A 26,990-nucleotide genomic window follows, 5' to 3' on the forward strand; every position below is an offset into this window, starting at 1 on the left:
CATTACCTCTTGTTCGCTTTCGTGGAAACATTGTCATTCAAGACCGCAGTATGCGGACCAGGTGCAAACAGCTCTTTAATCATTGGCATAGGTGTATTTAGGAATGTATTGTTTGTTATTGCGGTAATTGGCTCACCAACGGTGTGATTAACCACAACAGGCTCAGACTCATTAAAGTTGTTATTTTTTAGCGTTGAAACTTGCACGCCATGAAGATAAACACTGGCACTTTGCTTGTTGCGTTTACCACTGCCTACGTTAGTTAGCACGTTGCCCTGCATGTCTAAGTGCGGTCCAAAGGTACTTTCATCGGTACCGCCTCGGTAGAGATTTACAACGCTACCACTTATGTTGCTAAACGTGTTGTTGGTTATGCTGACATACTCAGCGTTATAAATACCGTAGTCCTCTATCTCTTTATCAAGACTTAAAACATGGCCCGTAATGCCGTTAAAACTATTTTTCGAGAGTGATATGTCATCGGCAAACGCGCCTTTGCCAGACGTAAAGAAGTTAAAAGAGTGGTTGATATCGAGACGTTCGATATCACAGTTTTCTACGTTCAAAACATAGTTGTGAAGCATGCCCCACTTTTTCGTTCTTACAACGCTATTGCCAAAAGCGTCTGGGCTGTCTTTCCCTGAAAGCACCAAACCTTCAAGCTTCAAATTTCCATTGTCATGTATTTCGAACAAGGCGGAGCGTTCGAACGACAGTGTTGTAGCTTTGGGAGTCTGTGCAGTTACCGTTACTGTCTTATCGATAATAAGAACACTGGGCACAACGATAGTGCCAGGTGCGATTGTAATAACATCTCCGTCACTGGCATTTTCAAGTGCTGTCATAAGTTCAGCAGCATCGGCACTTATGCTAATTGTTTTACCTGCAGCGAAGTTCACTTCAGGTACTATTTTGGGGTACCAGCTTACGCCGACGTCACTTTTTGATACGACGTTCATGTTAGAAGCAACACCAACATCTTTTGTTTCTGCGCCTTTTACCTCAGGCTCGTTTAGCTTAGCGACGTTAAGCCCATTCTCACCCTTAACAAGGGGTAGCGATGCAGTAGTAAAGCCTTCGCTAAGTTCTTTTATCATTTTGGTATTAGCGACATTGTTAGCGAATTTAATGCCGCTCACATCATCAAATGATGTAAAAGGTTGGTTTAGCGAAGCATTGTAAATAAGGTTATTGGCAAACAATGAATTTATAGGTGTCGCGCTTCTCTCTTCATCGCTTCCAGCACCAAGTTGGATATGTGACACGTTAATGAATGAGTTATTTGTGATTTGCGCGTTATTAACCTGATGATAACGATTGATAGGCGAGTCAGGCACACCATTCATAACCGTAAAGCCACTACCAAAGCGATAGCCCGTTAGCCCCTCCAAGTAGTTATTGGTTATCACTTGGCCTTCATTGATAACGCGAATTCCACCGGTATGGTCCACGCCATTGCCTAAAAACACATTATCTTCAACGCGATTATTATTACCGTGTCTAAGGGTTAGGGTGCCTTTAGCGGATAGAAAAACGTTTCCTTTCAGCAGGTTTTCACCAGACTTAACAGAAATAATTTCAACTTCGCCATTAGTTTGTTCGAATATGTTATTGATAACCTGAGTATTCGAATTACTCAGTGAGTAATGACTTGTACCTATCCTTAACGTCTCTCCTCCATTTGAACCGAATACAGGGCGATAACCGAAGTAGTTGTGATCGATACTGTGATGGTTCTCTTGATGTGCCTCGCCGTTAAGCCGAACAGCGACAGTAACCCCCTTGTTACGCTTACCCGTCAGGTGGTTATGGTCAAACCGGTTGTGCTTACCATAAAGTGCAACCCAATAATCTGATTCTTGGCGGTCCGGATTACTGTACTCATCAATGACTACTTCACTTACTCGTGAATAATTAGCTGGCGTTTGTGCATCTTTCCTAAACGCGATAACAGCGCTGCTAGGGGTATATCCGTCTTTGAATACCAAACCCGATACTTCTAAATACTGCCCAGCTAACTTTAAGTTAGAACGACCAGACAGAATAACCTTACCTTTAGTTTGCGCAGTCAGCGTAATAGGCTTTTCAGCGCTACCCTGCCCTACTAGTAAAATTTCAAAGTCTCGATAAACACCGTTTTGTAAAATTACGTCGTCACCCGCCTTAAGAGACGATGCTATTGCGTTGTATTCATCTGGTGAGCTAACGGTATATTGTTTAGCGCCCGCGTTTGACGACATAGCGCTAATAACAATAAACACAACTAACCACTTAATAAATTGCACTTGCATAAAATACCTGCCTTTTGATCACTTTAAGGGCGATGACGACGTAGTCGATACGTTACTTAGTCAGCGTTTTAAAGTACTCGAAAATCTCAGGTACATTACCTTGGCTTAAACCCGCATCAACCGCAGCGTTCAAATTAGCAGACGAGCCTTCCGCTATTTTTGATTCGGTACCTAGGTCTTCAACCATCTTCAAAAAGTAGCCCAGGTCTTTGTTAGCGTTAGCAATTGAAAAGCCTAAATCACTAACGTTATCAACCGCATAATTTTTACAGAATTGCATGAAAGGGGAACTTGAAGGCCCTGTAGACATAATGTCGAACAGCTGCTGCTTATCTACACCTGCCTTCTCTGCTACAGCGAAGGCTTGTGACATGGCACAGACTGTGGTCATTCCCATGAAGTTGTTAATTAGCTTAGTTGTGTGGCCGGAACCTAAAGCGCCTAAATAAAAGACATTTTCACCTTGGTCTTCCAGCACACCTTTTACCTTGTTAAAGGTATCGATATCACCTGCTGCCATAATGTTTAACAGGCCATCTTTTGCGTGTGCAGGTGTTCTTCCAAGAGGCGCGTCAATCATACCTACGCCCTTCTTCGCCAAGTCTGCGCCAATTTTCTTAGTAGATGCTGGGATTGATGTACCAAAATCTACTAATACAGACCCCTCCTGCAAACCTTCTAACACGCCATTTTCAGCATAGATAACTTTTTCTACTATTTCTGAGGTGGTTAGACACAACATCACGATGTCTGAAGCTTCAGCAAGTGCCTTACCAGTTTTCGCTGTTTTTGCGCCGCGTTCTACACATTTATCCACAGCAGCTTTATTTAAGTCCATTACGGTAACGGCGTAACCTTTGTTCTGAAGGTTTTCTACCATATTGCCGCCCATAAGGCCTAAACCGATAAAACCAATGGTTGGTTTGGACATGACTGTCTCCTAATGACGATATTCGTTGCATTGTCCGAAGTTGCTTTTCGAACTAAAAATAAAATGAATAGTGCTTTGTAATGGCATTTCGCTTTCAGATCTTGCCAATTCAAGCCTACCCTTACGTTATTATTTACTTACCAATTTGTCAACCAATTTATAGAAATAAATAAAACCTGTAATACCAATAACAATAAAAGTTAAACCGTATAGATTCAGGAAACTTCGCCCACTAATTTGAGCGGTCTGAATGTGGTACATGTGACGACTGTGGTTTACCCAAATAGCTATCAGATTTGACTTAATATCTTGATTGGCAAAACCAAATTGATTGGCCGTGAGAGCATCTGAAAAATTAACGTCCAGACACCTCACCACCATATTGCGATGTTAGAAGCGATAGTTCGCACCAAGAGTGATTCTTCGGTCAGTCAGACCTTGGAAGCACAGAAGCGCACCTTCGTTAACACAGTACTGCTCTACCTCAGACTCAGTGATGTTTACGGCCTCTACACCAATATTAAGGTTTTCGTTAACATCGTAAGTCACACTTGCATTCAACTGACCACGGTCAGCCTGAACCGCTGGAAAGCCCCACGGGAAACTAGAAGTACTTCCGAAGTCATCGGTACGGTAGGCTTCACGCCACGTGTAGCGCATGCGAGCAGATAGACCAAACTTCTCGTAATAAAGCGTAATGTTGTAGGCATTTTCAGAAAGATTTAACAGACCCTGAACCGCACTAACCTCTTGATCGCTTCCTGTGGTTGCTGCGAAAACTTGGCCAGCTCGGCTTGTCGCGATGTTTTCAGCTTCACCACCGTCGAACTCCTGAATAGTATAGTTAGCAAGCACGCCAAAACCTGAAGCCCAACCTAGCTCGCTTTCAAAACCAGATAGGTCATATTGAACAGCAAATTCAATACCTTTCTGGGTTGTTTCACCTGTATCGTTAATTTTAGTTTCTGTGCCCACACAAACGCCTGTGCCAAGATTTGGACCAAACACGTTGATATCTGCTATTGGATTGAAGATACCACCACCTTCACAAGGGTCTGTTAGGTCTCGATACCCTGTTACTGGATCTTCTGCTGCACTCACAATTTGATCTACGAATAGATCTTTTCGAGTTTTGTGGAAAATCCCTACACTAATAACGCTGGCTTCAGCAAAGTACCACTCAGCTGCTAGGTCATAAGAAATTACTTCTTCAGGCGTTAGGTTAGGGTTTCCAATAGCCACATTTGGGTTAGGACTTGTGCTGAAGGTTACCGACGTCGAAAGGTCGTTAAAATTAGGGCGACGAATGTCTTTGCCAGCACCAAACCTTAGTACAATGTCATCCGTAACATCTGCAACTAGATTGAAACGAGGAAGGATAAAGTCGTAATCGCCGTTGTTAGTAACGCGTGAAACAAGCTCATCACCATTTTCATCAACCGTTACTGAGTTGCCTACAGAGGTTACGTCTGTTTGTAAGTAGCGAACACCGAAGTTACCGCGGAACATTTCGTATTCAAAATTTGCTTGTGCGTATAAAGCGTGAGTTTCCTCTTCAATATCAAAGAAGCCCGTTGAACTTGATGTTGGTTCATCTAATGTTTCGCCAGAACCATGAGTTTCTAGCGCTTGTTGAAGTGCAGCTAAAACAGCATCGGGGTTAGACGATACTTGTTCGGGGTCTATCAGGAGAAAGTCAGCCACATAGAGCTCACGCCCATCAGCATCGTTAAAGTTGTCAGGACCAGCGACTAATAGCTCGCTAAATAAACTACCTCTCGGGCTATCTTCCATAGACCAAAGATTTACATTATTTCCTATCTCTTCACGCTTACTACCTGATTTGTTGTAGCGATAACCAAAATCAACGGACGTAATCATAGTGTCGACGTAATACGTGAAATCGACGCGGAAAGCATCTTCGAAGTTTTCAGTAGTGTCACGACCAATGTTTACATCACGCAGTACAACGTTGTTTGGGTCAAGTAATTGCTCTGCCGTTGGCGCGTATTCTGCCCCATCAGCAATACCGAACGTTAATGCACCACCAGATAAGTCATATGCGAAAGGCACTGCATTATCGTTTGCGCCACCAGCATCTAAAGGCGCATTTGGGTTGATAAAGTTAAGTGTTGTATTAAAACTCGGTGTGGTAGTATCTGATGATGTTGAGGCAACCTCCGCAAACACGCTCCACTTTTCGCCCTGCCACTCTCCCCCTAAGCGGAAAATCTCGCTTTTCGTTACACGAGAGTTAGTATCACTAGAAAAGCGTAAGTTAGGATCGTCATCGTCATTTTCCAGATCAACTGGAATAACTCCACGAAGCGCCGCTTGAATTGAGCCCAAGTTTGTACCACCCAATGAACCAAAGTTAATGGTTTCAAATTCATCAGGCACTGACACATCGTTAAGCGCACTCACCCCAGACGCTTGCACCCGCGAACTTTCTTGTAAACGCTCTTGGTCGTTAATGATTGCGTCAAAAAAGAACTTAGTATTATCGTTCGGGGCCCACTCTATAGTGCCCACTAGATTTTTAGTTTCGTACTCGAAGTTGTCGTAGTCTTGAACAAAAAACTGAATTGGCAAAAAGTCAAAAGACTGAGCGCTCGCTACGCCACTATCCGACGTAATGATATTATCTCTATCAGCACGAGGTCGAAACGCGGTTACGTCTTGTTCAGCATAGCTTCCGCTTATAACAATACCAATGGTGCCGTGATCGGTATCCCAGTTATCACCAAACGTACCCGAGATACGAGGTTGAAAGTTGCTATCAGTGGTTAAACTACTGTTCTCGCCTTGCACACGAAACGCTGCTAACTGCTCATTAAGCTGTAAAGGACGAATAGTTTTAAGGTTAATCGTACCGCCTACAGAGCCTTCAATCGTTTTCGCGTCTGGCGATTTAGTCACTTCTAAGCCAGCAATAATAGCCGCTGAAACATCTTCAAAATCGATACCGCTTCGACCTGCGCCTGAACCGACAGTTGAAACCCCGTTTATTTCGGTGCGGTTGGCATCAGTACCACGAATCTGCACGCCTGTCCCCACGCCAGCTTCACGGGTAATCTGGATACCAGTAATATTTTCCAATACTTCCGCTAAGTTTTGGTCAGGTAGCTTACCAATATCTTCAGCTTCGATAACTTCAACAAGATTATTCTTGAAGCGTTTTTCATTCATCGCGCTAGCGAGTGACGCTCGAATACCAGATACCTCAATTACCTCTACATCTTCATTTAACTCTTGCTGAGATTCCTGCGCGTTTGTAGTTGCGGTAAGGCTTAGTGTCGTAGCCGAAAGTACCGCAAGCGTTATTTTAGATAATTTGTGTGCCATGTGTGTTTTCCTCTTAAGGATTGAGGAATGTCTAATCACTCATTCCTTACCGCTTAATTGATCTGCAACTTACCTGCCTTGTAAATTTACCTCACACCTACTTTACAAGGATGTTACAAACAGTAGATCAATTTCACACATTGGTCAACAACAAAAACAACAATTGGTCTTAACATTTCCACTATAACACCTTACCAATATAAAATTAATTTTTAATAATTTGATATTTAAAAGGTTAAAAAATTAAGTAAATCATTATTTAACAGAGACTTGAGGATTTATCACTGATATGAAAATTGGTAATTAAAATTTTTCACCTTCACCTTTACGCATAAAAAAATTGGTAATATAAATCATCATAAAATGAGTAATCGCTAAAGCCTCACACTTGCTAAACAAAAAGCAATACCAGCTTTTAAAGCGCCTATATGGCACTTATAACCGTTTCTTGATACGGTTATTCAATAATCAAAAATTTGTGCAGATAAGTGATGACAGCAGAGAAACCTTCTTCTCGATCTCAGGCAGGCTTTTTTAGCGAATCGGGAGAGTTAGGCGGAAGCCACCCTCAATTCAATGAAATATGTACTGCTCTGTATGAAAGAGAAATCGTCTCTCTAGCTCATAGCGAGATAAAAAACCTATCGCTGCTAAAGCGTCGAATGGGCGGGCTTCCTTATCACGTGAAAGCTATTGCTCGATATATGATTAGTAATGGCATCGCAAACAATCCATCCCCGCTAAAAACAGATACCCATAATGGAAGTTGGTATGCCAAGCAATCTGCAAAGTGCCCCGGCATTAATCATTTAGACGATTTAGAAAAGCGAGAAGCGTGGTATAGAAAAAACGCTAGGTATGGTCTTGTTGTACCTGTTTTAATTTTAAATATGGAAGGCTCTCACATTGAGCTTGATTCCATCGATATGGTAAACCAAGATAATACCCAGCTCCATCTGAACAAAAATGGATGGTTTGCCAATTCAGGGGAGTGCATTTCTTCAACTCCACTACACGATGAAAAGGAAGCGGCCACGGCACTTTCAGTTCAAAACAAAATACTGCTGCGGCCTTCAAAGGCGATAATGACCACTGCATGCTGTGGCCATGCATGGAGCTTTAAATCCAAGCGTTCACCACGTGCCTTATCCCTTCGCGAAATGCGCTTATCTACTCAAATCAACTGGAAGAACTTTACGCTGCTTAATAGATAACAAAGCCTCATCAAGAATAAAAACCCAGTATATTCGCATAAAAAACCACAATATCTTTTGCACCTCCACCGCCAAATTTAGTACAAACATCCTAACCAACATCATATATAGTAAATCAAACCCCTCATAAATGACTGTAGTTACTGGTCACGTTGCTCTCAGACCAAGATCGTTAGGACACATATCCTAAATAATTAAAAGAAAGTATTTATACACGAAAAATATACTCATTATTGTAAACAATGGTTGACCTCTTCATGCCACATGGGTACATTGTCGCTATCAACTTGGTCAGCAAAGAAACAACAAATGCGTATTCGTTTCCTTCTTCTATCTCTACTCCTTATGGCAGCCAGACTGCACGGGTAGATTGCGACCAGCGATTTAATTTCACAAAAACCCGTGCCAAGCACGGGTTTTTTTTAACTATTCAACTGAGAGAGCGTCATGACAAATCAAGTGAAGATCTTTGATACCACATTGCGAGACGGCGAGCAGGCCTTACCTGCAAGCCTAAGTGCCAAAGAGAAATTGCAGATCGCGCTGGCGCTCGAACGGTTAGGCGTTGACATCATTGAGGCAGGCTTTCCTGTCTCTTCACCCGGCGATTTTCGCTCTGTACAAATGATTGCCAAAGAAGTTAAGAACTCTATCGTTTGTGGCCTATCTCGCGCATTGCCGGGTGATATTGATGCATGCGGACAAGCATTAAGCGTTGCTGAGCAATTCAGAATTCACACCTTTATCGCAACGTCAGAGATTCACGTAGGTGCCAAGCTTCGCAAATCACAAGATGAAATTGTAGATATGGCCGTAGCCGCGGTGAAACATGCACGTAAGTATACTGACGATGTAGAGTTTTCCTGTGAAGATGCGGGGCGTACCCATATTGATTACCTATGCCGAATGGTTGAAGCCGCTATTAGCGCTGGCGCGACGACGGTGAATATTCCGGACACCGTAGGCTACACAACACCTACAGAGTTTGGCGGTATTATTCAGCAATTGTTTAATCGCGTTCCAAATATCGATAAAGCAACCATTTCAGTGCATTGTCACAACGATTTGGGCTTAGCGGTAGCAAATTCATTAGCAGCTGTTGAGCAAGGTGCCAGACAGGTTGAATGTACGATAAACGGTATTGGCGAGCGTGCTGGTAATGCATCACTTGAAGAAATTGCTATGATCTTGCAAACCCGTAAGAACATGTTGGGCTTTGAAACTAACATTAATTCTACCGAAATATCGCGCACATCTAAGCTAGTCAGCCAGCTTTGTAACATGCCAGTTCAATCAAACAAGGCCATTGTTGGCGCGAATGCGTTTAGCCATTCATCTGGTATTCACCAAGACGGTGTCTTAAAAGCGCAAAATACCTATGAAATTATGACCCCAGAAAGTGTGGGTATTAATAAGAACAACCTAAACTTAACGTCACGTTCTGGCCGTCATGTGATTAAGCATCGCTTAACCGAACTTGGCTATAAAACCGAAGACTATGACTTAGAAGCGGTGTATGACGCATTCTTAAAGTTAGCGGATAAAAAAGGCCAAGTATACGATTACGACCTTGAAGCCTTGTTGTTCTTCGATAAGCAAAAGCACGACCAAGCACACTTCCAGTTGCTTTATCTTCAAGCTAATTCAGGGCGTGAAATTATTCCAAGCGCCACCGTTAAGATGAAAGTGGGCACTGAAGAAATTACCCAGTCTAGCATTGGAAACGGCCCGGTAGATGCGGCTTATAAGGCCATCATGTCTATACTAGGTCACGAAGATCTAGAAGTTGTCGACTTTAAACTAGATTCAAAAGGTGAAGGTGCCGACGCTTTGGCGCAAGTGAGCGTTATCGCTACATATAAAGGCCGTCGTTTCCATGGAATCGGCTTGGCTACAGATATTGTGGAAGCCGGCGTTAAAGCCCTTATCTTTGTATTAAACAACACATATTTAGCCGATCAAATTGATCAGCAAAAAAATCAACAAGAACGCGTTGCAGGAGTATAAATGAGCCAGTATTCAATTGCCGTATTAGCCGGAGACGGTATCGGCCCAGAAGTTATGCAGGAAGCCAATAAGGTTTTAGATGCTGTTGAAAAGAAGTTTAACGTCACCCTCAACCGTACTGCATATCCTGTAGGTGGCTACGCCATTGATACTGAAGGCGAAGCGCTACCCTCAAAAACGCTTTTGGGCTGTGAGCAAGCCGATGCGATCTTGTTTGGCAGTATCGGTGGCCCTAAGTGGGACACCTTGCCGTTAGAGCAACGTCCTGAGCGTGCCGCACTACTTACCCTTCGCAGTCATTTTGACCTGTTCAGCAACTTGCGCCCAGCTCGCATTTATCCGGGCCTTGAAAGCCTGTCTCCCCTTCGTGAAGACATTGCTAAATCAGGCGTAGATGTTTTGGTAGTGCGCGAGTTAACCAGCGGTATCTACTTTGGTCAGCCGAAGGGCCGAGAAGGTGAAGGCGAAGAAGAATTCGCGTATGACACTATGCGCTACAGTAAACGTGAAATTCGCCGTATTGCTATTGCAGCGTTTGAAGCAGCACAGAAGCGTCGCGGCAAAGTGACTTCAGTAGACAAAGCTAACGTACTGGTAACCAGTCGTTTATGGCGTGAAATTGCTGAAGAAGTCGCAAAAGACTATCCAAATGTAGAACTTGACCATATCTACATCGACAATGCCACTATGCAAATAATGAAGAACCCAGCGCAGTTCGATGTGATGCTGTGTTCAAACCTTTTTGGCGATATCGTTTCTGATGAATGCGCTATGATGACGGGCTCTATGGGCTTGTTGCCATCGGCAAGCATGAACGAGGAAGGCTTTGGCCTTTATGAGCCAGCAGGCGGTTCGGCCCCAGATATTGCAGGCCAAGGCATTGCTAACCCTATCGCACAAATTTTATCGGCCGCCATGATGCTGCGTTTCAGCATGAACTTGAATGATGCTGCCGACGCAATTGAAAAAGCAGTAGTGGCAACGCTAGAAGCAGGAGTACTTACGGGCGAGTTATTACCTGCAGATAAACGCAGCCAAGCGGCAAGCACGTCGCAAGTAGGCGATGAAATCGTTAAACAATTAATGGCGCAGGAGTAAAACAACCTCATGGCCAAGACCTTATATGACAAAGTGTGGCAAGCCCACATTATTGACCAAATCGGTGAAGACAGCTTAATTTATATCGACCGTCACCTAATTCACGAAGTGACGTCACCTCAGGCATTCGCTGGCCTTAATGAAAAAGGCCGTAAAGTACGACGCCCTGATCGCACGGTTGGCACCATGGATCACAGCATTTCAACCCGTTCACTGGCAATTGATGCCTGTGGTCCGGCAAATGCGCTTCAGCTACAAACCTTGGCAAAAAACTGTGAAGAACACGGCATTCAGCTATTTCCAGTGGGCCACCAAAAGCAAGGTATCGTGCACGTTATGGGCCCTGAATTAGGTTTAATTCAGCCTGGTATGACGGTGGTGTGTGGTGACTCACACACTGCAACCCACGGTGCATTTGGTGCGCTGGCATTTGGTATTGGTACCTCTCAGGTAGAGCATGTATTGGCAACGCAAACGTTGAAACAAAGCCGCGCGAAAAGCATGCTTATCAACGTAAATGGCAAGCTTCCTGTTGGTATTACCGCAAAAGACATTATTCTTGCCATTATCGGCAAAATTGGCCACGCTGGCGCTACTGGCCATGTTATCGAATACGCAGGTGAAGCTATCCGCGGTTTGAGCATGGAAGAGCGCATGACGGTGTGCAACATGAGTATTGAAGCTGGCGCGAAAGCTGGCCTTGTTGCACCAGACGAGAAAACCTTCGCCTACCTTGAAGGCCGCGAATACGCACCTAAGGGTCAAGACTGGGAAGACGCTGTCGCTTATTGGAAAACCCTTTATACCGAAGAGGGCGCAACCTTTGACACTGTGGTTGAACTTGAAGCGGCAGATATCGCTCCTCAGGTTACGTGGGGCACTAACCCAGGCCAGGTTATTGGCGTAAATACACCGGTACCTGCCCCTGAAGACTTCAGTGACCCGATTGAAAAAGAGAGCGCAGTAAAAGCGCTTGAGTATATGGGGTTAAAACCCGGTGAAAAGCTTGCTGACGTTGCAGTAAACCACGTATTTATCGGCTCATGTACCAACGGTCGTATTGAAGATATGCGCGCAGCGGCACAAATCGCCAAGCGCGGTAAAGTCGCCGATTCAGTGACTGCGATTGTCGTTCCAGGGTCGGGTAACGTTAAACGCCAAGCTGAAGCAGAAGGCTTAGATAAAATCTTTATCGATGCTGGCTTTGAGTGGCGGTTGCCAGGTTGCTCTATGTGCCTTGGTATGAATGACGACAAGCTAGTGGCAGGCGATAGATGTGCCTCTACCAGTAACCGTAACTTTGAAGGCCGTCAAGGCCGTGGTGCGCGCACTCACTTGGTAAGCCCAGCAATGGCTGCCGCTGCTGCAATTACCGGTCGCTTTGCTGACGTTAGAGATTATCAGGAGTAACTTATGTCTGAACAAGGTTTTACACAACACACAGGCATTGCTGCGCCGCTTGATCAGGCCAATGTCGATACCGACCAAATTATTCCAAAACAGTTTCTAACTGGCGTAACGCGTGCTGGCTACGGCAAACATTTGTTTCACGACTGGCGTTATTTGGATTTAGAAGAGAAAGAGCCAAACCCAGCGTTCGCGCTGAATAAGCCTGAGCACAAAGGTGCGAGTCTGTTGCTAGCTCGCGAAAACTTTGGTTGTGGATCAAGCCGAGAACACGCGCCGTGGGCACTTGCCGACTTTGGATTTAAAACGGTTATTGCCACCAGCTTTGCTGATATTTTTTACGGCAACTGCATTAATAATCAGCTAGTGCCTGTGGCATTATCAAGCGAGCAAATGGACGCTTTGTTTGCTGCAGTGAAGGCAGACCCAGCAACTAAGATCACCGTTGATCTTCCAGCGCAAACAGTAAGTTTTAACGATACAAGCTTCAGCTTCGATATTGCTGAGCATCACAAAAACAACCTTATTAAAGGCTTAGATGCTATCGGTCAAACGCTTGAACTCACAAGTGCTATAGAAGCCTTCGAAGATAAACAGCCCGCGTGGTTGTAAAAGCGTGGGGCTTTAGCGCTTAACAACGCCCTAGCATGACACATGGGTGCTGTCGAGAGATGGCACCCTGTTTATTTCTCTCATCTATGCCTCTATCTTAACTTCGCATCAAGACGCCTAATACCAATCCGCAATAAAAATATCAGTTCACCTGATTTGAGCCATAAGCAACTTCTCGGCACATTTACACGTCACGCGTTTTCTCACGAATTCGGTAATCCTACATTCGCCGACTCTAGCTATACTAAAGACTAATAAACTCCTCACTTTTTTCACTGGAATATCGTACTATTCGTTTCTATTGTAATTGAAGGCTATGGCAACGTTGTGCCTCACAGGAGAGATAATGCTAGAACAGGTACCCATTGATGATTTGCAGCCAGGAATGTACGTCAATCAAGTACTTGAACAAACAGGTTCACTTAAAATGCGCTCTAAAGGCATTGTGAAAACCCAAGCCATTATTGATAGTCTAAAATCGAAAGGTATTTTAAGCGTCGAAGTAGATCTTGCGAAATCTAAGCTGCCCGAGCCAGCTGTGCCACCCGAGCCAGCTAAAGAAAAAGAGCCTGAAGTGACTAAACCGGTTGTTAAGCCAGTGGGTCGTGATTCAATTAACGAAGCCAACGAGCTTTACAGCAGCGCAATTGCCATTCAAAGCAGCTTTTTAAAGTCGCTTAAAAATGGGGCGGTAAAAGATTTGTCTCCCATGGAGTCGCTATCGCAAAGCCTGATCGAAAGTGTATTTGATAATAAAGATGCGCTGAGCTGCCTGACTATGATCAAGGATACCGACCAGTACCTTCTTGAGCACAGTATTAATTGCAGTGTACTAAGCGGCATTTTCTGTGAGTTTCTTGGCTATGACAGAGATACCACAGAGCAAGTGAGTTTAGGTGCCCTATTGATGGATATCGGCATGTCTTCCCTGCCAGATGAAATTCGCAATAATACAGGCGAATTTTCCAGTGATGATTGGGAAGTGATGAAAACTCACGTTGAAATTGGTGCTGACCTAGTTGAACAGTGTGGCGATATTTCTGACCTATCGCTACGCATCATTGAAGAGCACCACGAGCGCGTCGATGGAAGCGGCTACCCGAGAGGATTGGTTGGTGACGAAATCTCAGAGTTCGCGCGTATTGCTGCCATTGTGGATGCATACGATGCCATGACATCTAATCGTACGCACAAAAACAGTATCACGCCTACTCAGGCGCTAAAGCGACTAACTGCGACAGAGAACTTAGACCAAGAATTGGTAAAACAATTTATCCAGTGTATTGGCGTGCACCCTGTTGGCTCCTTGGTGAGGTTAAAGAGCGGTAAATTAGGTATTGTTAGCAAAATCAACCCTAAAGACCCCGTAAGCCCTCACGTTATGACCTTTTACAGCGTGACGTCGCAGCATTTCAATGAAGTGAAACGCGTTGATTTAAGTCAGTACGACGATGAGATTGTGTCAGGCGTTCGCCCCGAAGAGTTTAGTTTGAACTTACCAAAATTCTTTAAAGATGTTTTCATCAATCAGATGCCGCTGTAGAACACAAAGTATAACCAGCGAAAAGGCCCTTTTTTCAAAGGGCCTTTTTAGTGCTTTTTTAACTAACAGATAGTAATTACCAATCGGTTAATGCTGCCATAGTAAAAATCTCATCTTCGAAAGCAAGCACCACACGTTGCGCTTCAATATTGACGATTTGCACTCTATCAGCAATCCAGTCGCCCTCACCTATTTGACGGCCATTGACTCTCACCCACCTATCGGCAGGACGAGACGCATACATATGCGCGCTAAAGTTCATGGTTGGAAGTCGTGTTAACAAGCGAACGGGTAACTGATCTACACGGGGTAGTTCGTCTTTAACCGTCACCCTTGTTTGCTCTTCAGCGGGTGTATTATCTTGTGCCTTTGAGTCTAGCGCTTCAACGGCAGCATTAAAACGCGCCATGAGTTCTGGTGACACGGATACGTCAGATTGAGACGTAGCTTCATTTAATACTCTCCCTTCATAATTCCCTGAAGTCTCAGTTTGTCTTGAATCTGTTGAGGAGCTACGCTCATACCCACTACTTGGCTCGGCGCCAGAACGTTGGGAGACGTCGTTATTGTAGCGATTCTGAGTACCTGTTGTGTTTGGGTTTGTATTTGTGATTGGGTTTGTATTTGGAACTGCACCTAAATCAGTATTTTGCGTTGCAGCTAAGTTGCCAACAGACTGGTTATTTACCATAGCGTTCGCTTGCGTGCCTTGCTGAGCTGCAACGCCGTTACTAACGTTGGCATTTAACGCTGTGTTAGCAGTTTCATTTAAACCTTCGCTTTGCCCACTTCCCTGAATGTTAGAAGATACCTGTTCACTTTTGTTGCTTGAAGTGCCTGGTGCTTCATTACTACTTTGCGTGGTCGTAAGCGCTGAAGCGCCTCCGCTTGCTTCAACCTGTGAAACTGAGCTTTCAGAGTCTGCCACCGGTACAGAAGCGGGTGCAGTTAGCATTGGCCACCAGCGTTTTGCCGTAGCGGCGGAAAAGCCAATGCATAAACCACCAAGAATAACGACGGCAAAAAGCGCAACTTGCTTGGTGTAAAGCTTCCATGCTGACGGAAGCCCTTCCACTGTGGGTAAGAACAAGCTTCGATTAAACTGCTCGTTTAGGGATTTATCAAATTTGGCGGTAGTGTCGTGCTCGCCCCGAAGCAAGGCTTGGGTCTGAGTTCTATGATGAACAGTCGGCGCTATTTCCACGGTTTGCTCAGGGTCTATTTCGACCTCTTGCACGCCCATTTCTGACAAGCCCTGCACCATAGCATCGCTTGTCACTAAACCCGACTTTCTAATTTTAACTGGCCCATTTTGCTTGGTAATTTGAACAATCACCATACCGGGTTTTAAATGGTCAATGGCAACGATATTAGACATACAAACTCCCTAACCCGTAGCCGAATATGATGGCCAAAACAAACGCCGATGCGAGATACCATTTACGCTGACTTTGCACGCGCTGGCTGACAACATCTTCACCTAGAATTTGCTCTGCCGCGGCCAAGAATATAGGCTTTTGCACAACCGCATGCTGCTTAGTAAAAGATAAGGTTAACGCTCGGTCGCACAGCAAATTAATTACCCTTGGAATCCCACCAGTAATTTGATGCACCGCACGCAATGTAGACTTACTGAAAATACTGATATCACCTTCAGCCACGCTTAAGCGGTGTGCTATGTAAGCACTAACTTCAGGCGCAGTTAAGGGCAGCAGATGATAACGAGCGGTAATGCGTTGAGCCAGCTGACGTAATTCGTTACGCTTTAACAACTGCTGTAATTCAGGCTGACCTATCAATACCACCTTTAACAGCTTTTCACGATTCGTTTCTAGGTTGGTCAATAAACGAAGTTGTTCTAGTACTTCGGGCAACAGATGCTGCGCTTCATCAACCATTAGTACCGTATTCATGCCTGACTGATGATTCTCTGCTAACTTAGACAAAATCAAATCGGTGAAGTACTTAAGGCTTGCTTTTTCAGGTGTATAAGCCAAGCCTAGCTCATCACAAACCGTTGCTAATAGCTCAAGGGCGGATAAGGTAGGATTCAAAATCATGGCTACCTGCGTATTATCGGGTAGCTGCTGCAACAGTTTTCTCGATACCGTTGTTTTTCCCGTGCCCACTTCTCCGGTGAGCATTACAAAACCACCGCTTTCTCTGAGGCCAAAGGTCAAATGGGCCAAAGCCTCTTTGTGCCTAGGGCTCATATACAAATAATCGGGGTTAGGCGCAATCGAAAAAGGATTGTCATTTAACCCGAAGTAGTTCAAATACATGGTTGCTGAAGCGCCTATCTGTTTTAATTTTTAACGACGAATAAACTACCAGACGCAACCTTGAAGTGAAAGCGCATAACGATGTGGCTACGAATTTTAATTGTAACATTGCTATACTGCGCCACTAAGACGTGGGGAGTGTTGAGTTTTGCGACACGCCAAAAGTCGGCACATCCCTAATCTAAAAAGTATTACTGACTAAAAAATCGATGGAAGAGCATGCAAGTATATCTCGTTGGTGGCGCAGTACGTGACGCACTGTTAAACAGAAAAGTTGTTGAACGCGACTATGTCGTGGTGGGCGCCACGCCAGAAGAAATGCTCAGCCAGGGTTTTACCCAAGTAGGCAAAGACTTCCCTGTTTTTTTACACCCTAAAACACAGGAAGAATACGCACTTGCACGTACAGAACGTAAGTCAGGAAAAGGTTACACCGGTTTTGTATGCGATGCGTCAAGCTCGGTGACGTTAGAAGAAGATTTGTTACGCCGGGACCTTACCGTTAACGCGATAGCGCAAGACAACCTTGGAAACCTTATCGACCCCTATGGTGGTAAAAAAGATTTAGAAAACCGCCTACTTCGCCACGTATCTGAAGCCTTTAGTGAAGACCCTTTACGCGTATTTCGCGTTGCTCGGTTTGCCACCCGCTATGCTTATTTGGGGTTTACTATCGCCACTGAAACCATGGCTCTTATGCAGTCTATGGCGCAAAGCGGCGAGCTAAGCACGCTAAGTGCAGAGCGGGTATGGCAAGAAACAAAGCGTAGTCTTTTAGAGAAAACACCGCATGTTTTTTTCACTGTATTAAACCAAGCCCACGGTCTTAATGACTGGTTTACTGAGCTTGAAAGTAACTTAGATACTGCTTTGGCAACATTAAAAACGGCGGTAGATCTAGAAAAGGCTAAAAATGAGAGCTTTGTTAAAGACACGGGTTCAGAAACCCCATTACCTGACAGCAGCAATTCAGAAACCTCTAGGCTGATAACAAGATTTACTGCTCTGCTCTCTCACCTTGGTGAGGAGGATGCGAAGCACTTATGTAGCCGACTGAAAGTGCAGAACCAAGTTAGTGAGATTGTCATCCTTGCCTGCAAATTCAAAGATTTTCTATTGACTATGCAGAACTCTCCCGCCGACCTCCTCGCCTTATTCAATGGCTGTGATGCATGGAGAAGAGAGGAGCGTTTTACATTATTGCTTAGCGCTTTTGCGCCTTATGCTCATAGCAAAGGCGTAGATTGGCAAGAACAACAAAAGCGCATCGAAAATGCATTAGCTGCCGCCAAACAAGTGAACGTGCAAGACATCATTGCCACCGGCGTTAAAGGCCCCGAAATAAAAGACGCGCTTAACCGGGCAAAGCTATCCGCTATTGCCTGTATTAATACATAATTGTGCTAAAGCAATGATCGAAAGAAAAACGAACGGACGCTTTCTCTCACCTTTAGCGTCACCACTTTTTTATTTACTTTTCACCGTTCTCCTTGCGCTTTCTGGTTGCACTGAAGAGACGCGCGTATTACCTGTTCACGAGTTTCGCTTTACCCAAGAGCCAGTGAGGAAAGCTGCGCTTTCAGAGGACGCCCGTCTTGCGGCATTCATTTTTGACGACTCCTCGGTGTCTGTTTGGGATGTAGATGAAAAACGAGAGCGCTACAAATGGCACAGTGACGTGCTTGATGAAGAGTCACTGCACCTAATTACGTTTTCCAAAGACAAGGCATGGTTAGCGCTCACAGGCTATTGGAGCACTACACTGATTAACTTGCACTCAGGTGATGTGGTAGGTAGTTGGCATTTTAGTGGTAAAGATCCCGGCGCCACAGCGTCATCAACTTCCCTATCTCACCATGGTGACAGCGCACTAGTTGGTATGACCGACGGTACCGTATTGCTACTAAATTTTGATAACGGTACTGCATTGCAATACCAGCACAATACAATGAAAGTGCTTCATGTAGGCTATTTTTCTAATGACTATGCGTTTTCTGGAGGGATAGATAAGCGCTGGTTTCTATGGGATTTAGACAAAAACGATGTGTTGCTGGAAAGGCAATATCGCAGTCGAGTTACCGCTTTAGTGCTAGACAATAGAGCTCAGCGAGCTTTTATATCCGATGCGCTGAACAGCCACGAAATTATTGATCTCGCCACCCATGAAGTGATGTCTGAACTACAATTTATGGAACGTTTCCGCTTTTTCCGAAAAGGGTTATTTTTAGAAAACGGTGACTACCTAATGACAACATCACCCAAATCAGTAGTGACGCTATGGCATGCTATCTCTGGCGAAGAGATAGCCTCATGGGAAATTAAACGCTACTCAAGCGAAGCCACCACTCACGCTATTACACTTAACGAGGATGGTGATGTTGTTACCCTCTCCTCTGATGGCGTGCTTCAAAGCTGGGATTACCGCGCACTGGTTACATCACTGTGATATACCTAATGCTTATACCATCCCTCACAGCCTTTGCCCCACCTTCTTGCTAACAAGTTTTCGTTTACACCGCTGGAACATGTCGCTATTATCGAGTTTAGATTACAAATGTAATCATTAACTATATTTGTGTGTTCTTGTGCAACAGTTGCTCGCTAGTTATTCGTTGCTTGTTCGCAGCTAGTTAAATAACAACTTCAAAGCGCGCTTCGCTTTAAACAAACAATTCGCCCTTTTAAATGAAAAAATCTGGCATCGGCTTGGAGATTCTTAAGTGAAAAAAACAATAATAACGTACCTTATAACTTTAGCTTTTCCCCTTATAGTTAGTGGATGTGCAAGCCCCCCAACCGTCTACCTTTATGGCAAATATCTTGAGCCGTCCAAAGTTCAAGCCTTATCTGAACAGTTAACGGACCAAGGCTTGAATGTTGAAGTAAACGACTTTGATTTTCCTACATCCGTGTCTACAAATACGTTGCTCTATTCATTGCTGCTACAATCACCAGAAGCAATCGACAATACCACTAGCATCGCAGAGCATGCGGGTTACTCTATAAACCGTGTCCAATCGCTCACTCAAGGCAATCATTGGTATACTAAAAACTCTTTGGCGCTGTTCGTGTTCCCTGACGGCAATCGCCCCCACGGAACCCTCCTTGCCCAAGATCTTATCCATAGCTATATCGCCAATCGATGTGGTAACGGCGAGCGCCTCACACTGTATAAAGACGGTACGTATACCCTCACACTTCAAACGCCCACATCTTCAGAAGACGTAAAGGGTAAATGGAAGTATCGCCAGTTTCCTTACCTAGAGCTTCAAGAACCAAATTCACCGTACGCCAACTACTACTTCGAAATTTCACGGGTTGAAAGTGAGGATAAAGTGAGTAAGCTCGATTTGACGCACTTGCACTTACTTAACGCCAACAGTACCAACCCGTTAGCATCAGAATGTGTATTTACCTACGGTGTGCGAATTTAACGCCAGTTTTTCTCAATGTTTTGGTATAGCAATGCTACAATACGCCCCATTCATTTAGAGCGTTTTTTATACTATGACTTTCGAAGAACTCGAATTAGACGAAGCACTGTGTCACGCAGCTGCCGATATGGGGTTTGAAACCCCAACTAGCATTCAAGAACTGGTTATCCCGCATGCGTTGGATGGACGAGATATCTTGGCCTCTGCTCCTACAGGTACTGGTAAAACAGCCGCTTTCTTATTGCCTGCGTGCCAGTTTTTACTAGATTATCCGCGCAGACAGCCTGGTGCTACACGTATTTTGATCCTAACGCCTACCCGCGAGTTAGCGCTACAGGTTTACGAGCAAGCCCTAGCCATAACAAAGCATACACAAATTGTGTGCGGGGTAATAACCGGTGGTATTAACTACGGTACCGATAAAGAAACCTTAAGCAAGAATCTCGATATTCTTGTGGCCACGCCAGGTCGTTTGCTTGAGCATATCGAAAAAGAAACTGCAGATTGCCGTGATATCGAGTGTTTGATCCTTGACGAAGCTGACCGCATGTTGGATATGGGTTTCTCAACGGTAGTTAACCAAATTGCTGCCGAAGCGCGCTGGCGCAAGCAAAACCTATTGTTCTCTGCCACGCTTGAAGGCAAAGGCGTTAAGACTTTCGCTCATGACATTCTTAACAATCCTGAAGTGATTGAAGCGAACCCATCGCGCAAAGAGAAGAACAAAATTCACCAGTGGTATCACCTTGCTGATGACATGAATCACAAGCAAGCTTTGCTAGTGAATATTTTGAAGCAAGAAACAACGACATCAGCGGTTGTGTTTGTGAAAACCCGCGAACGCCTGCAAATGCTAAAGGACTTCTTAGCCTCTAAAGACATTCCGGTGTGCTGGCTACAGGGCGAAATGCCACAAGACAAACGTATTGCAGCGCTAGCCCGTTTCAAAAGTGGTGAAGTACCTATCTTGCTGGCAACAGATGTTGCTGCCCGTGGTATTGATGTGCCTAACGTAAGCCATGTTATTAACTTCGACATGCCGCGCAAAGCCGACGTTTACGTGCATCGCATTGGCAGAACCGGCCGCGCTGGTGCCAAAGGTACTGCAATATCGTTGGTAGAAGCCCACGATTTTGACATGGTAGCCAAAATCGCACGTTACATGGGCGAACCACTTAAAGCTCGCGTTATTGACGAGCTACGCCCTAAAAACAAAACGCCTAAGATTGGCCCCAAAAAGAAAAAAGTGAAGGCCAAAGACAAAGCCAAGGCAAAAGCTAAGCCTAAAAAGAAAAATAAAACTCGAGCACGTAGAGGGTGAGCGATGCGATGGCCGAAGGTTGGGAGTGGCTTTCGCAAACACGCGGTAAACACATCCATGTGCGCTCCGCTGCCGCATCCCTGCGGCAGAGGGTTTGCTCAAACCACTCCCAACCTCCGTCCTGAATAACCTTGTGTACTCGATGAATGTGCTCGAGCTTATTTCAGGAGAAAAGAAAAAACGAGGAGTCTGGCACGATGAAATTCCCAGAAAAAATTGTTTTAGCCACAGGTAATCAAGGCAAGGTGCGTGAGTTTGCATCCTTGTTCGCAGATTACGGTGTAGACGTTGTGGCGCAAAAAGAATTAGGTGTATCTGATGTGCCTGAAACAGGCACAACATTCGTTGAAAATGCCATTATTAAAGCGCGTCATGCGGCACAAGTAACAGGCCTTCCTGCTATTGCTGACGACTCTGGCTTAGTGGTTGACGCCCTTGGCGGTGCACCCGGTATCTATTCAGCCCGCTATGCTGGCGCTGATGCAACTGATGACACCAATATCGACAAGCTATTAGCTGCCCTAGATGGCGAAACCCAGCGTAAAGCGCATTTCTTCTGTACATTAGTGTTTATGCGCCATGCTGACGACCCAGTACCATTAGTTGGTCAAGGCAAGTGGCAAGGTGAAATTTTAACTGCTCGCTCTGGTAACGACGGTTTTGGTTACGACCCGGTATTTCACGTGCCAACTCATGGCTGCACTGCGGCAGAATTGGAGAAAGCCGAAAAAAACCGTATTAGCCATCGCGGCAACGCCCTAGCGATTTTGCTTGATAATATGAGAGCGACTTTTGCGTAATCCACCGCTTAGCCTTTATATTCATATTCCTTGGTGTGTTCAAAAGTGTCCGTACTGTGACTTTAACTCTCACGGGCTTAAATCTGATTTACCCGAGAAAGAATATGTGGCGCACCTGCTGGACGATTTAGCCATTGATGCCAAACGCATTGGCGACCGCCCTGTCGAGACAATCTTTATAGGCGGTGGCACGCCCAGTTTGTTTTCAAGCGAGGCCATGGCTGACATCTTAAACGGCGTCAAACAGCGGGTTAACTTAAGCGACACTGCTGAAATAACCATGGAGGCCAACCCAGGCACCGTCGAGGCAGGTAAGTTTGCGGGCTTTTATCAGGCAGGCGTAAACCGAATATCGGTGGGCATTCAGAGTTTCCAGCCTAAGCATTTAAAAGTGCTAGGCCGTATTCACAATGAAAGCCAAGCTGAAAATGCGGTAAAACAAGCACACAGCGCAGGGCTACCTACGTTTAATTTAGATCTCATGCATGGTCTACCTGAACAAAGCGTAGAGAATGCTATGGCAGATTTGAAGCAAGGCATTGAGCTCGATCCTTACCACTTGTCGTGGTACCAGCTTACCATCGAGCCAAACACGCCTTTCTATTCCAAGCCGCCAGAACTGCCAGACGACGAAATCCTGTGGGAAATACAGGAAAAAGGCCACTGCCTCTTAGAGCGTGCAGGCTATCACCAGTACGAAATTTCAGGCTACGCCAAAGCCGGGCACCAATGCCGCCATAACCTGAATTACTGGCGTTTTGGCGATTACTTAGGTATTGGATGCGGTGCGCACGGGAAGATTACCGATGCCGCTAACGGCACAATTCATCGTACCGTTAAAGTGAAGCATCCAAGAGGCTACATGGAAATGAGCCGACCGTATTTAGATACGCAAACGCTGGTTAGTGCAGACGACCTGCCGTTTGAGTTTTTTATGAATAGGTTTCGTTTAGTTGAGCCTTGCCCGATGAGTGATTTTAGTGACTTCACAGGTACTGAGTTAACGGATGACGTTAAACGCGCACTGTCTGATGCTCATCACCAAGGGCTGCTGTCTATTTCAGATAGTCACTGGCAGGTAACCGCTAAAGGACGTAGATATCTTAACTCTCTACTGTCGTGTTTCGTGTAATCTTGCCCTTTTGAGTCAACCAAAAAGTTAGATCAAAAAAGCCTGCTCACGCAGGCTTTTCTGTCTTAATCAGTCTTTAACCAGAATTAGTACACGTATTACTTATTTCAACTAGTTTTCACTCTTATCATGTCGTGTAATGATATTGTAAGGCTTGAAAGCAGGCACGCTTGCTCGAAGGTTTTCTTCCGCTATATCTAGGCGCTTAAGCTTTTCACAGAACCACTCGGCTTTTTTACGTAAAGTGGTGGCTTTATCACCCACATCAAGATGCTCGCCCACATTGTTAAGCTGACGAGTAATTTCCGCTACTTTCTCTTGGTTAACCTCGCCGCTTCCAGTGTTGATACCACTGATCGCCGATAATATACCGCCTACTGAGGTAGAAATTGCTTCCTCAAGCTGTGCTTCAATTTCACTATCCACGAATTCATCAACGCTTTCCAGTGATCCAGGGCCGATAAAATAATGATTACTCGCATGCCTGAATTTATCTTTCACGCGGTTTTGAACACGCTTCATAGCAGCATTCAAACGCTCATAGCTGTCGTGATCACTGCCTACTAAGCCTAAGTAAACATGCTCAATGGTATCAATAGCTAAATCTACACCTTCGGTGGCCAAAATAATCATTTTTGGTACTACATAGTGTAACCCTGAAGAATACTCTTCTAGCCACTGCCGTTCTTGCTCATTCAAGGTTTGCCAACGTCCACCTACAAATAGCTGGTTTTGGTCATTAATCTGAACTACGGTGCGGGTTTTATCCATTACGCGAAGCTGTTCGTTATTAACGGCAATACCGTAAGCAAAATCGATATTACAGGTATATTCAGCCTGCGCCGATGTACTAAGTCCAGCGAATAAACAAATTGTAAAAAGGGCAGCCTTAAGGCTCGATATCATTTTCATACCAACATTGTGGCTAGCTTACTGGGAAATAAAAAGCCATCATGAGTCTAACGTGCTAAAAATCAGGTTGAACATGTCGATATTATCAATCTACTCAAAACGCAGCTTGATAGTAGGGCCTGTAGACTTTTGTTATTCACCAAAGGTCAACAGGCTCTAAACAAGAGTGTCGATTTTCTTTAAAATTGACGTTCAAACCAAAAAACAAAGCACGCATTATAGAGCGTGCTTTGTTGATAAAAAGTCTAAGGGTCAGATACTAGACGAAAGACTAATACGAAGCGGTGTAGATCTTTATCTACACCTATTCGTTGGTGTAGGTGCGCACCAGTCGTACGTAAATGAAACGGTCTTTCTCTTTAATCGAATGGCTCGCATTAAAGAATGCAACAACCCAAGCTCTGTCTGGATCATCTGCCGAAGGGGTAGAAGTCCAAAAATCATCCGGAGGCGTTGCAGGAAAAAGCGAGCTATTAATCGCCGGGCGTACGCAGTCGCGTTCCGTTAAGGTGGCCAACTCTTTAACGTTGGGCAAGCGCCATCCTAGCAGGTCTTCGTTACTCGCCTGCTGCGCAAGTTGTAGCGCCTGCTGCCACGTATACTTCACCGCTTCACCACTGCATGTTGAGCCGTCCCAAGTTTGCCCTTCGGAACATCGTCTCCATACTAAATCTGTGGTGGTATCCAACAAAGTACTGGTAGTCACTGCTTCAAAATTATCGTTGGGCGTGGTTTCTAGTCCATCAGACAAGCACTCTTGAGCGAAAGCTGAAAGCGATGCACTAGCAAGCAACGTCGAGGCCGCAACCATTTTGAGTGTAGTTAGCACTGCGCTTTTCAGTACGCGTTGAGCGGATTTATTAACTTTATTGCTCATGACTATCTCCCTGCTCTTACAAGACGAACACGCGCCGCTGATGACTTATTAAGAAAGTTATCGACACCTGAATCGAAATCCAATGCCCATGCATTTTGTGCATCATCACTGTTTACCCCATCAGCACTTGGCACTGAGGTCCAATACCATAGGGGCTCGGAAGAGACTGCACCGGTGTTAGGGAAGTAATCTTCATCAATGGCCACGTCGTCGGCAATGCCTAAATGCATTAACGAAAAGAGTTCATGGTGAGTAGGTAGCCGCCAGTCGTAAAAACCACACAGCCCTTGTGCGTTAACCGCCTGTACATATGCAGAGGTATTACAGCTGGTTAATAAGCACGTTGCATTCGCGCCTGTCTGGTCGCCCTCAAAACCGCCATTTACCTCTTCGCTGTACCAAGAATAGGTGTAGTCTTTATCTTGAAATGCTCCATCGTCAGTTTTAACTTCCCACACCAATCCGGTGACATTGTCACGAACGCACGACCACGTATCTGCACTGGCGTCTTGTTCGTCGCCATTGGCATTTAAACGGGTAAAGTCGAAGCCGGCTTTGCCACGCCCAGCTTTTTCAATTAAGCCGTTCTGTTCAATAATATCAGCTCCGCGTTGTCCGTCTTGGCCAGGAAAATCATTTTGCTGCGCCTCGGTTAACGCGTTGTTGGTAGCTTGTTGTAAAAAGCCGGTATCATTCAACAGCGGCGTGGGCATTGGACGTATTCGTACATTAATTGTGTCTTCAACACTGTTGCCGTTGGCGTCAGTCACAGTAAGCGTATAGGCCACCACAGTTGCGGTAGACACAGAAGGTGCAATAGCAAATGTAGATAGCGCATCGCTGTCATCTACTGGGCGAACTGCGGCTCCTGTGTTTGCCCCACTATTAGACGTAACGTTGTTACTGCGCTCCCAAGAGTAAGCAAGTGGTAGAGCACTGGGAATACTGGTGCTTGCTTCACCATCCAAAATAACCACCTCACCACTGAAAACGCCTTGCGAGAAGCCTGCATCAACCACAGGCAGTGTCTCGGTTTCAGACTGCACTGAGATTGTCACTGTGTCTACGTCTGTTGCACCTTCGCTATCAGTTACTTCAAGTTGAAAAGTGAGTTCCTGAGACTCGTTAGCGATAGGCGTAGTAATTGTTAAGGTAGAAAGGTTCGTTTCCACCCCCGTAATAACGTTAGTGCCGCTGGTTTGAGACCAAACATAATCGGCAATTTCGCCATCGGACGTAGATGAGTCAGTATCGCTGCTTCCCGTGCCATCAAAAATAATTTCAACACCGCCTGGAAAAGTATTCGCTGGAAGGCCTTCCCACGCAGGCACATCAATACTTGCTTCCGGCGCTATGTTTACCGGCGCAACAGTAATTACCGTGAAGTCACTAGCCGTATTACCGCTTTGATCGTTTACCGAGACGGTAAGCGTGTATTCAGTGGCGCTATTAACTAACGGCGCGACGAAGCTCGCTGCAGAAGCGCTGGTGTCTTCATGTGTAATGGTCAGCGATGGAGACGCGCTCCAGTTGTACGTGTACGTGCCATCACCACCACTCACTTGTGCACTTAGTGAATAGGTCACGCCTTCCGTTACGGTAGCGTTAGCGCCTGCATTAACAACTAAGTTGCCATTGACAGATCCCCCACCACTAGAGTCACCATCTCCGCCTCCGCCACCACCGCAGGCTGCTAGAATGAAAGCACCACCAATAACTGCAAGCCCGCGTATTACGGTGCGAGGAAGGTAGCTTGAAAATGAAGACGAACTTGATTGCATACG

At 45.2% G+C, this 26,990-nt stretch carries 20 protein-coding genes; 12 read left to right on the forward strand and 8 right to left on the reverse strand.

All coding sequences use genetic code 11. The features are described from left to right. Positions 1-2: 2 nt before the first annotated feature. The 3 genes from KUL49_RS00435 to KUL49_RS00445 all read right to left on the reverse strand — a co-directional run bounded on the left by KUL49_RS00435 (position 3) and on the right by KUL49_RS00445 (position 6,567). Entirely contained in the window at positions 3-2,291 is a 2,289-nt protein-coding gene (locus KUL49_RS00435; RefSeq protein WP_131135942.1) for a polysaccharide lyase 6 family protein, read from the reverse strand. A gap of 52 nt (positions 2,292-2,343) precedes the next feature. Beyond that, positions 2,344-3,222 carry an NAD(P)-dependent oxidoreductase gene (locus KUL49_RS00440; RefSeq protein WP_039224712.1) on the reverse strand — a complete coding sequence of 293 codons (879 nt, stop codon included), beginning with the start codon at positions 3,220-3,222 and terminating at the stop codon, positions 2,344-2,346. Positions 3,223-3,612: 390 nt separating this feature from the next. Further along, on the reverse strand, positions 3,613-6,567 hold the full coding sequence (locus tag KUL49_RS00445) for a TonB-dependent receptor (RefSeq protein WP_131135943.1): 2,955 nt from the start codon (positions 6,565-6,567) through the stop codon (positions 3,613-3,615). Between the two features lie 491 nt (positions 6,568-7,058). Here KUL49_RS00445 and KUL49_RS00450 point away from each other — a divergent pair, with 491 nt between their 5' ends. From KUL49_RS00450 to KUL49_RS00475, 6 genes are all read left to right on the forward strand, one after another. After that, on the forward strand, positions 7,059-7,781 hold the full coding sequence (locus tag KUL49_RS00450) for a hypothetical protein (protein ID WP_131135944.1): 723 nt from the start codon (positions 7,059-7,061) through the stop codon (positions 7,779-7,781). Between the two features lie 447 nt (positions 7,782-8,228). Beyond that, positions 8,229-9,788 carry a 2-isopropylmalate synthase gene (leuA, locus tag KUL49_RS00455; protein ID WP_014948485.1) on the forward strand — a complete coding sequence of 520 codons (1,560 nt, stop codon included), beginning with the start codon at positions 8,229-8,231 and terminating at the stop codon, positions 9,786-9,788. After that, entirely contained in the window at positions 9,789-10,886 is a 1,098-nt protein-coding gene (gene leuB / locus KUL49_RS00460; protein ID WP_131135945.1) for a 3-isopropylmalate dehydrogenase, read from the forward strand. Between the two features lie 9 nt (positions 10,887-10,895). Next, complete coding sequence (gene leuC, locus KUL49_RS00465; protein ID WP_061094370.1) at positions 10,896-12,296, forward strand: 3-isopropylmalate dehydratase large subunit; 1,401 nt, start codon at positions 10,896-10,898, stop codon at positions 12,294-12,296. Positions 12,297-12,299: 3 nt separating this feature from the next. Next, positions 12,300-12,905 carry a 3-isopropylmalate dehydratase small subunit gene (gene leuD / locus KUL49_RS00470; RefSeq protein WP_014948483.1) on the forward strand — a complete coding sequence of 202 codons (606 nt, stop codon included), beginning with the start codon at positions 12,300-12,302 and terminating at the stop codon, positions 12,903-12,905. Positions 12,906-13,251: 346 nt separating this feature from the next. Beyond that, entirely contained in the window at positions 13,252-14,448 is a 1,197-nt protein-coding gene (locus KUL49_RS00475; RefSeq protein WP_014975819.1) for an HD-GYP domain-containing protein, read from the forward strand. A gap of 76 nt (positions 14,449-14,524) precedes the next feature. Here KUL49_RS00475 and KUL49_RS00480 read toward each other — a convergent pair whose 3' ends face one another. Then, on the reverse strand, positions 14,525-15,826 hold the full coding sequence (locus tag KUL49_RS00480; protein WP_131135946.1) for a general secretion pathway protein GspB: 1,302 nt from the start codon (positions 15,824-15,826) through the stop codon (positions 14,525-14,527). Next, positions 15,819-16,730 (reverse strand): ExeA family protein, encoded by a 912-nt coding sequence (locus KUL49_RS00485; RefSeq protein WP_014948480.1) that lies wholly within the window; start codon positions 16,728-16,730, stop codon positions 15,819-15,821. Before KUL49_RS00485 ends, KUL49_RS00480 begins: the two co-directional genes overlap by 8 nt. Before the next feature lie 219 nt (positions 16,731-16,949). Here KUL49_RS00485 and KUL49_RS00490 point away from each other — a divergent pair, with 219 nt between their 5' ends. The 6 genes from KUL49_RS00490 (at position 16,950) to hemW (ending at position 23,417) form a co-directional block, all read left to right on the forward strand. After that, positions 16,950-18,128, forward strand: a complete 1,179-nt coding sequence (locus tag KUL49_RS00490; RefSeq protein ID WP_131135947.1) for a CCA tRNA nucleotidyltransferase — start codon at positions 16,950-16,952, stop codon at positions 18,126-18,128. Between the two features lie 13 nt (positions 18,129-18,141). Next, on the forward strand, positions 18,142-19,176 hold the full coding sequence (locus KUL49_RS00495) for a WD40 repeat domain-containing protein (RefSeq protein ID WP_131135948.1): 1,035 nt from the start codon (positions 18,142-18,144) through the stop codon (positions 19,174-19,176). Positions 19,177-19,450: 274 nt separating this feature from the next. Further along, a complete protein-coding gene (locus KUL49_RS00500) occupies positions 19,451-20,164 on the forward strand; it encodes a hypothetical protein (protein ID WP_131135949.1) in 714 nt (237 codons plus the stop codon). A 73-nt stretch (positions 20,165-20,237) separates the two neighbouring features. Next, positions 20,238-21,485, forward strand: coding sequence for an ATP-dependent RNA helicase SrmB (gene srmB / locus KUL49_RS00505; RefSeq protein WP_131135950.1), 1,248 nt, complete (start codon positions 20,238-20,240; stop codon positions 21,483-21,485). A gap of 197 nt (positions 21,486-21,682) precedes the next feature. Beyond that, positions 21,683-22,285 (forward strand): XTP/dITP diphosphatase, encoded by a 603-nt coding sequence (locus KUL49_RS00510; protein ID WP_131135951.1) that lies wholly within the window; start codon positions 21,683-21,685, stop codon positions 22,283-22,285. After that, entirely contained in the window at positions 22,278-23,417 is a 1,140-nt protein-coding gene (gene hemW / locus KUL49_RS00515) for a radical SAM family heme chaperone HemW (RefSeq protein ID WP_131135952.1), read from the forward strand. The genes KUL49_RS00510 and hemW overlap by 8 nt, the downstream gene beginning before the upstream one ends. 111 nt (positions 23,418-23,528) lie before the next feature. On the opposite strand, the gene KUL49_RS00520 is transcribed toward hemW, so the two are convergent. The 3 genes from KUL49_RS00520 to KUL49_RS00530 form a co-directional block, all read right to left on the reverse strand. Beyond that, on the reverse strand, positions 23,529-24,323 hold the full coding sequence (locus KUL49_RS00520) for a YggN family protein (RefSeq protein ID WP_014978492.1): 795 nt from the start codon (positions 24,321-24,323) through the stop codon (positions 23,529-23,531). A gap of 310 nt (positions 24,324-24,633) precedes the next feature. Next, entirely contained in the window at positions 24,634-25,206 is a 573-nt protein-coding gene (locus tag KUL49_RS00525; protein ID WP_014948472.1) for a DUF1566 domain-containing protein, read from the reverse strand. 2 nt (positions 25,207-25,208) lie between these two features. After that, positions 25,209-26,987 (reverse strand): DUF1566 domain-containing protein, encoded by a 1,779-nt coding sequence (locus KUL49_RS00530; RefSeq protein WP_131135953.1) that lies wholly within the window; start codon positions 26,985-26,987, stop codon positions 25,209-25,211. Positions 26,988-26,990: the final 3 nt, after the last annotated feature.

This window comes from Alteromonas sp. KUL17, from assembly GCF_006538305.1.
GTDB lineage: Bacteria > Pseudomonadota > Gammaproteobacteria > Enterobacterales > Alteromonadaceae > Alteromonas > Alteromonas macleodii.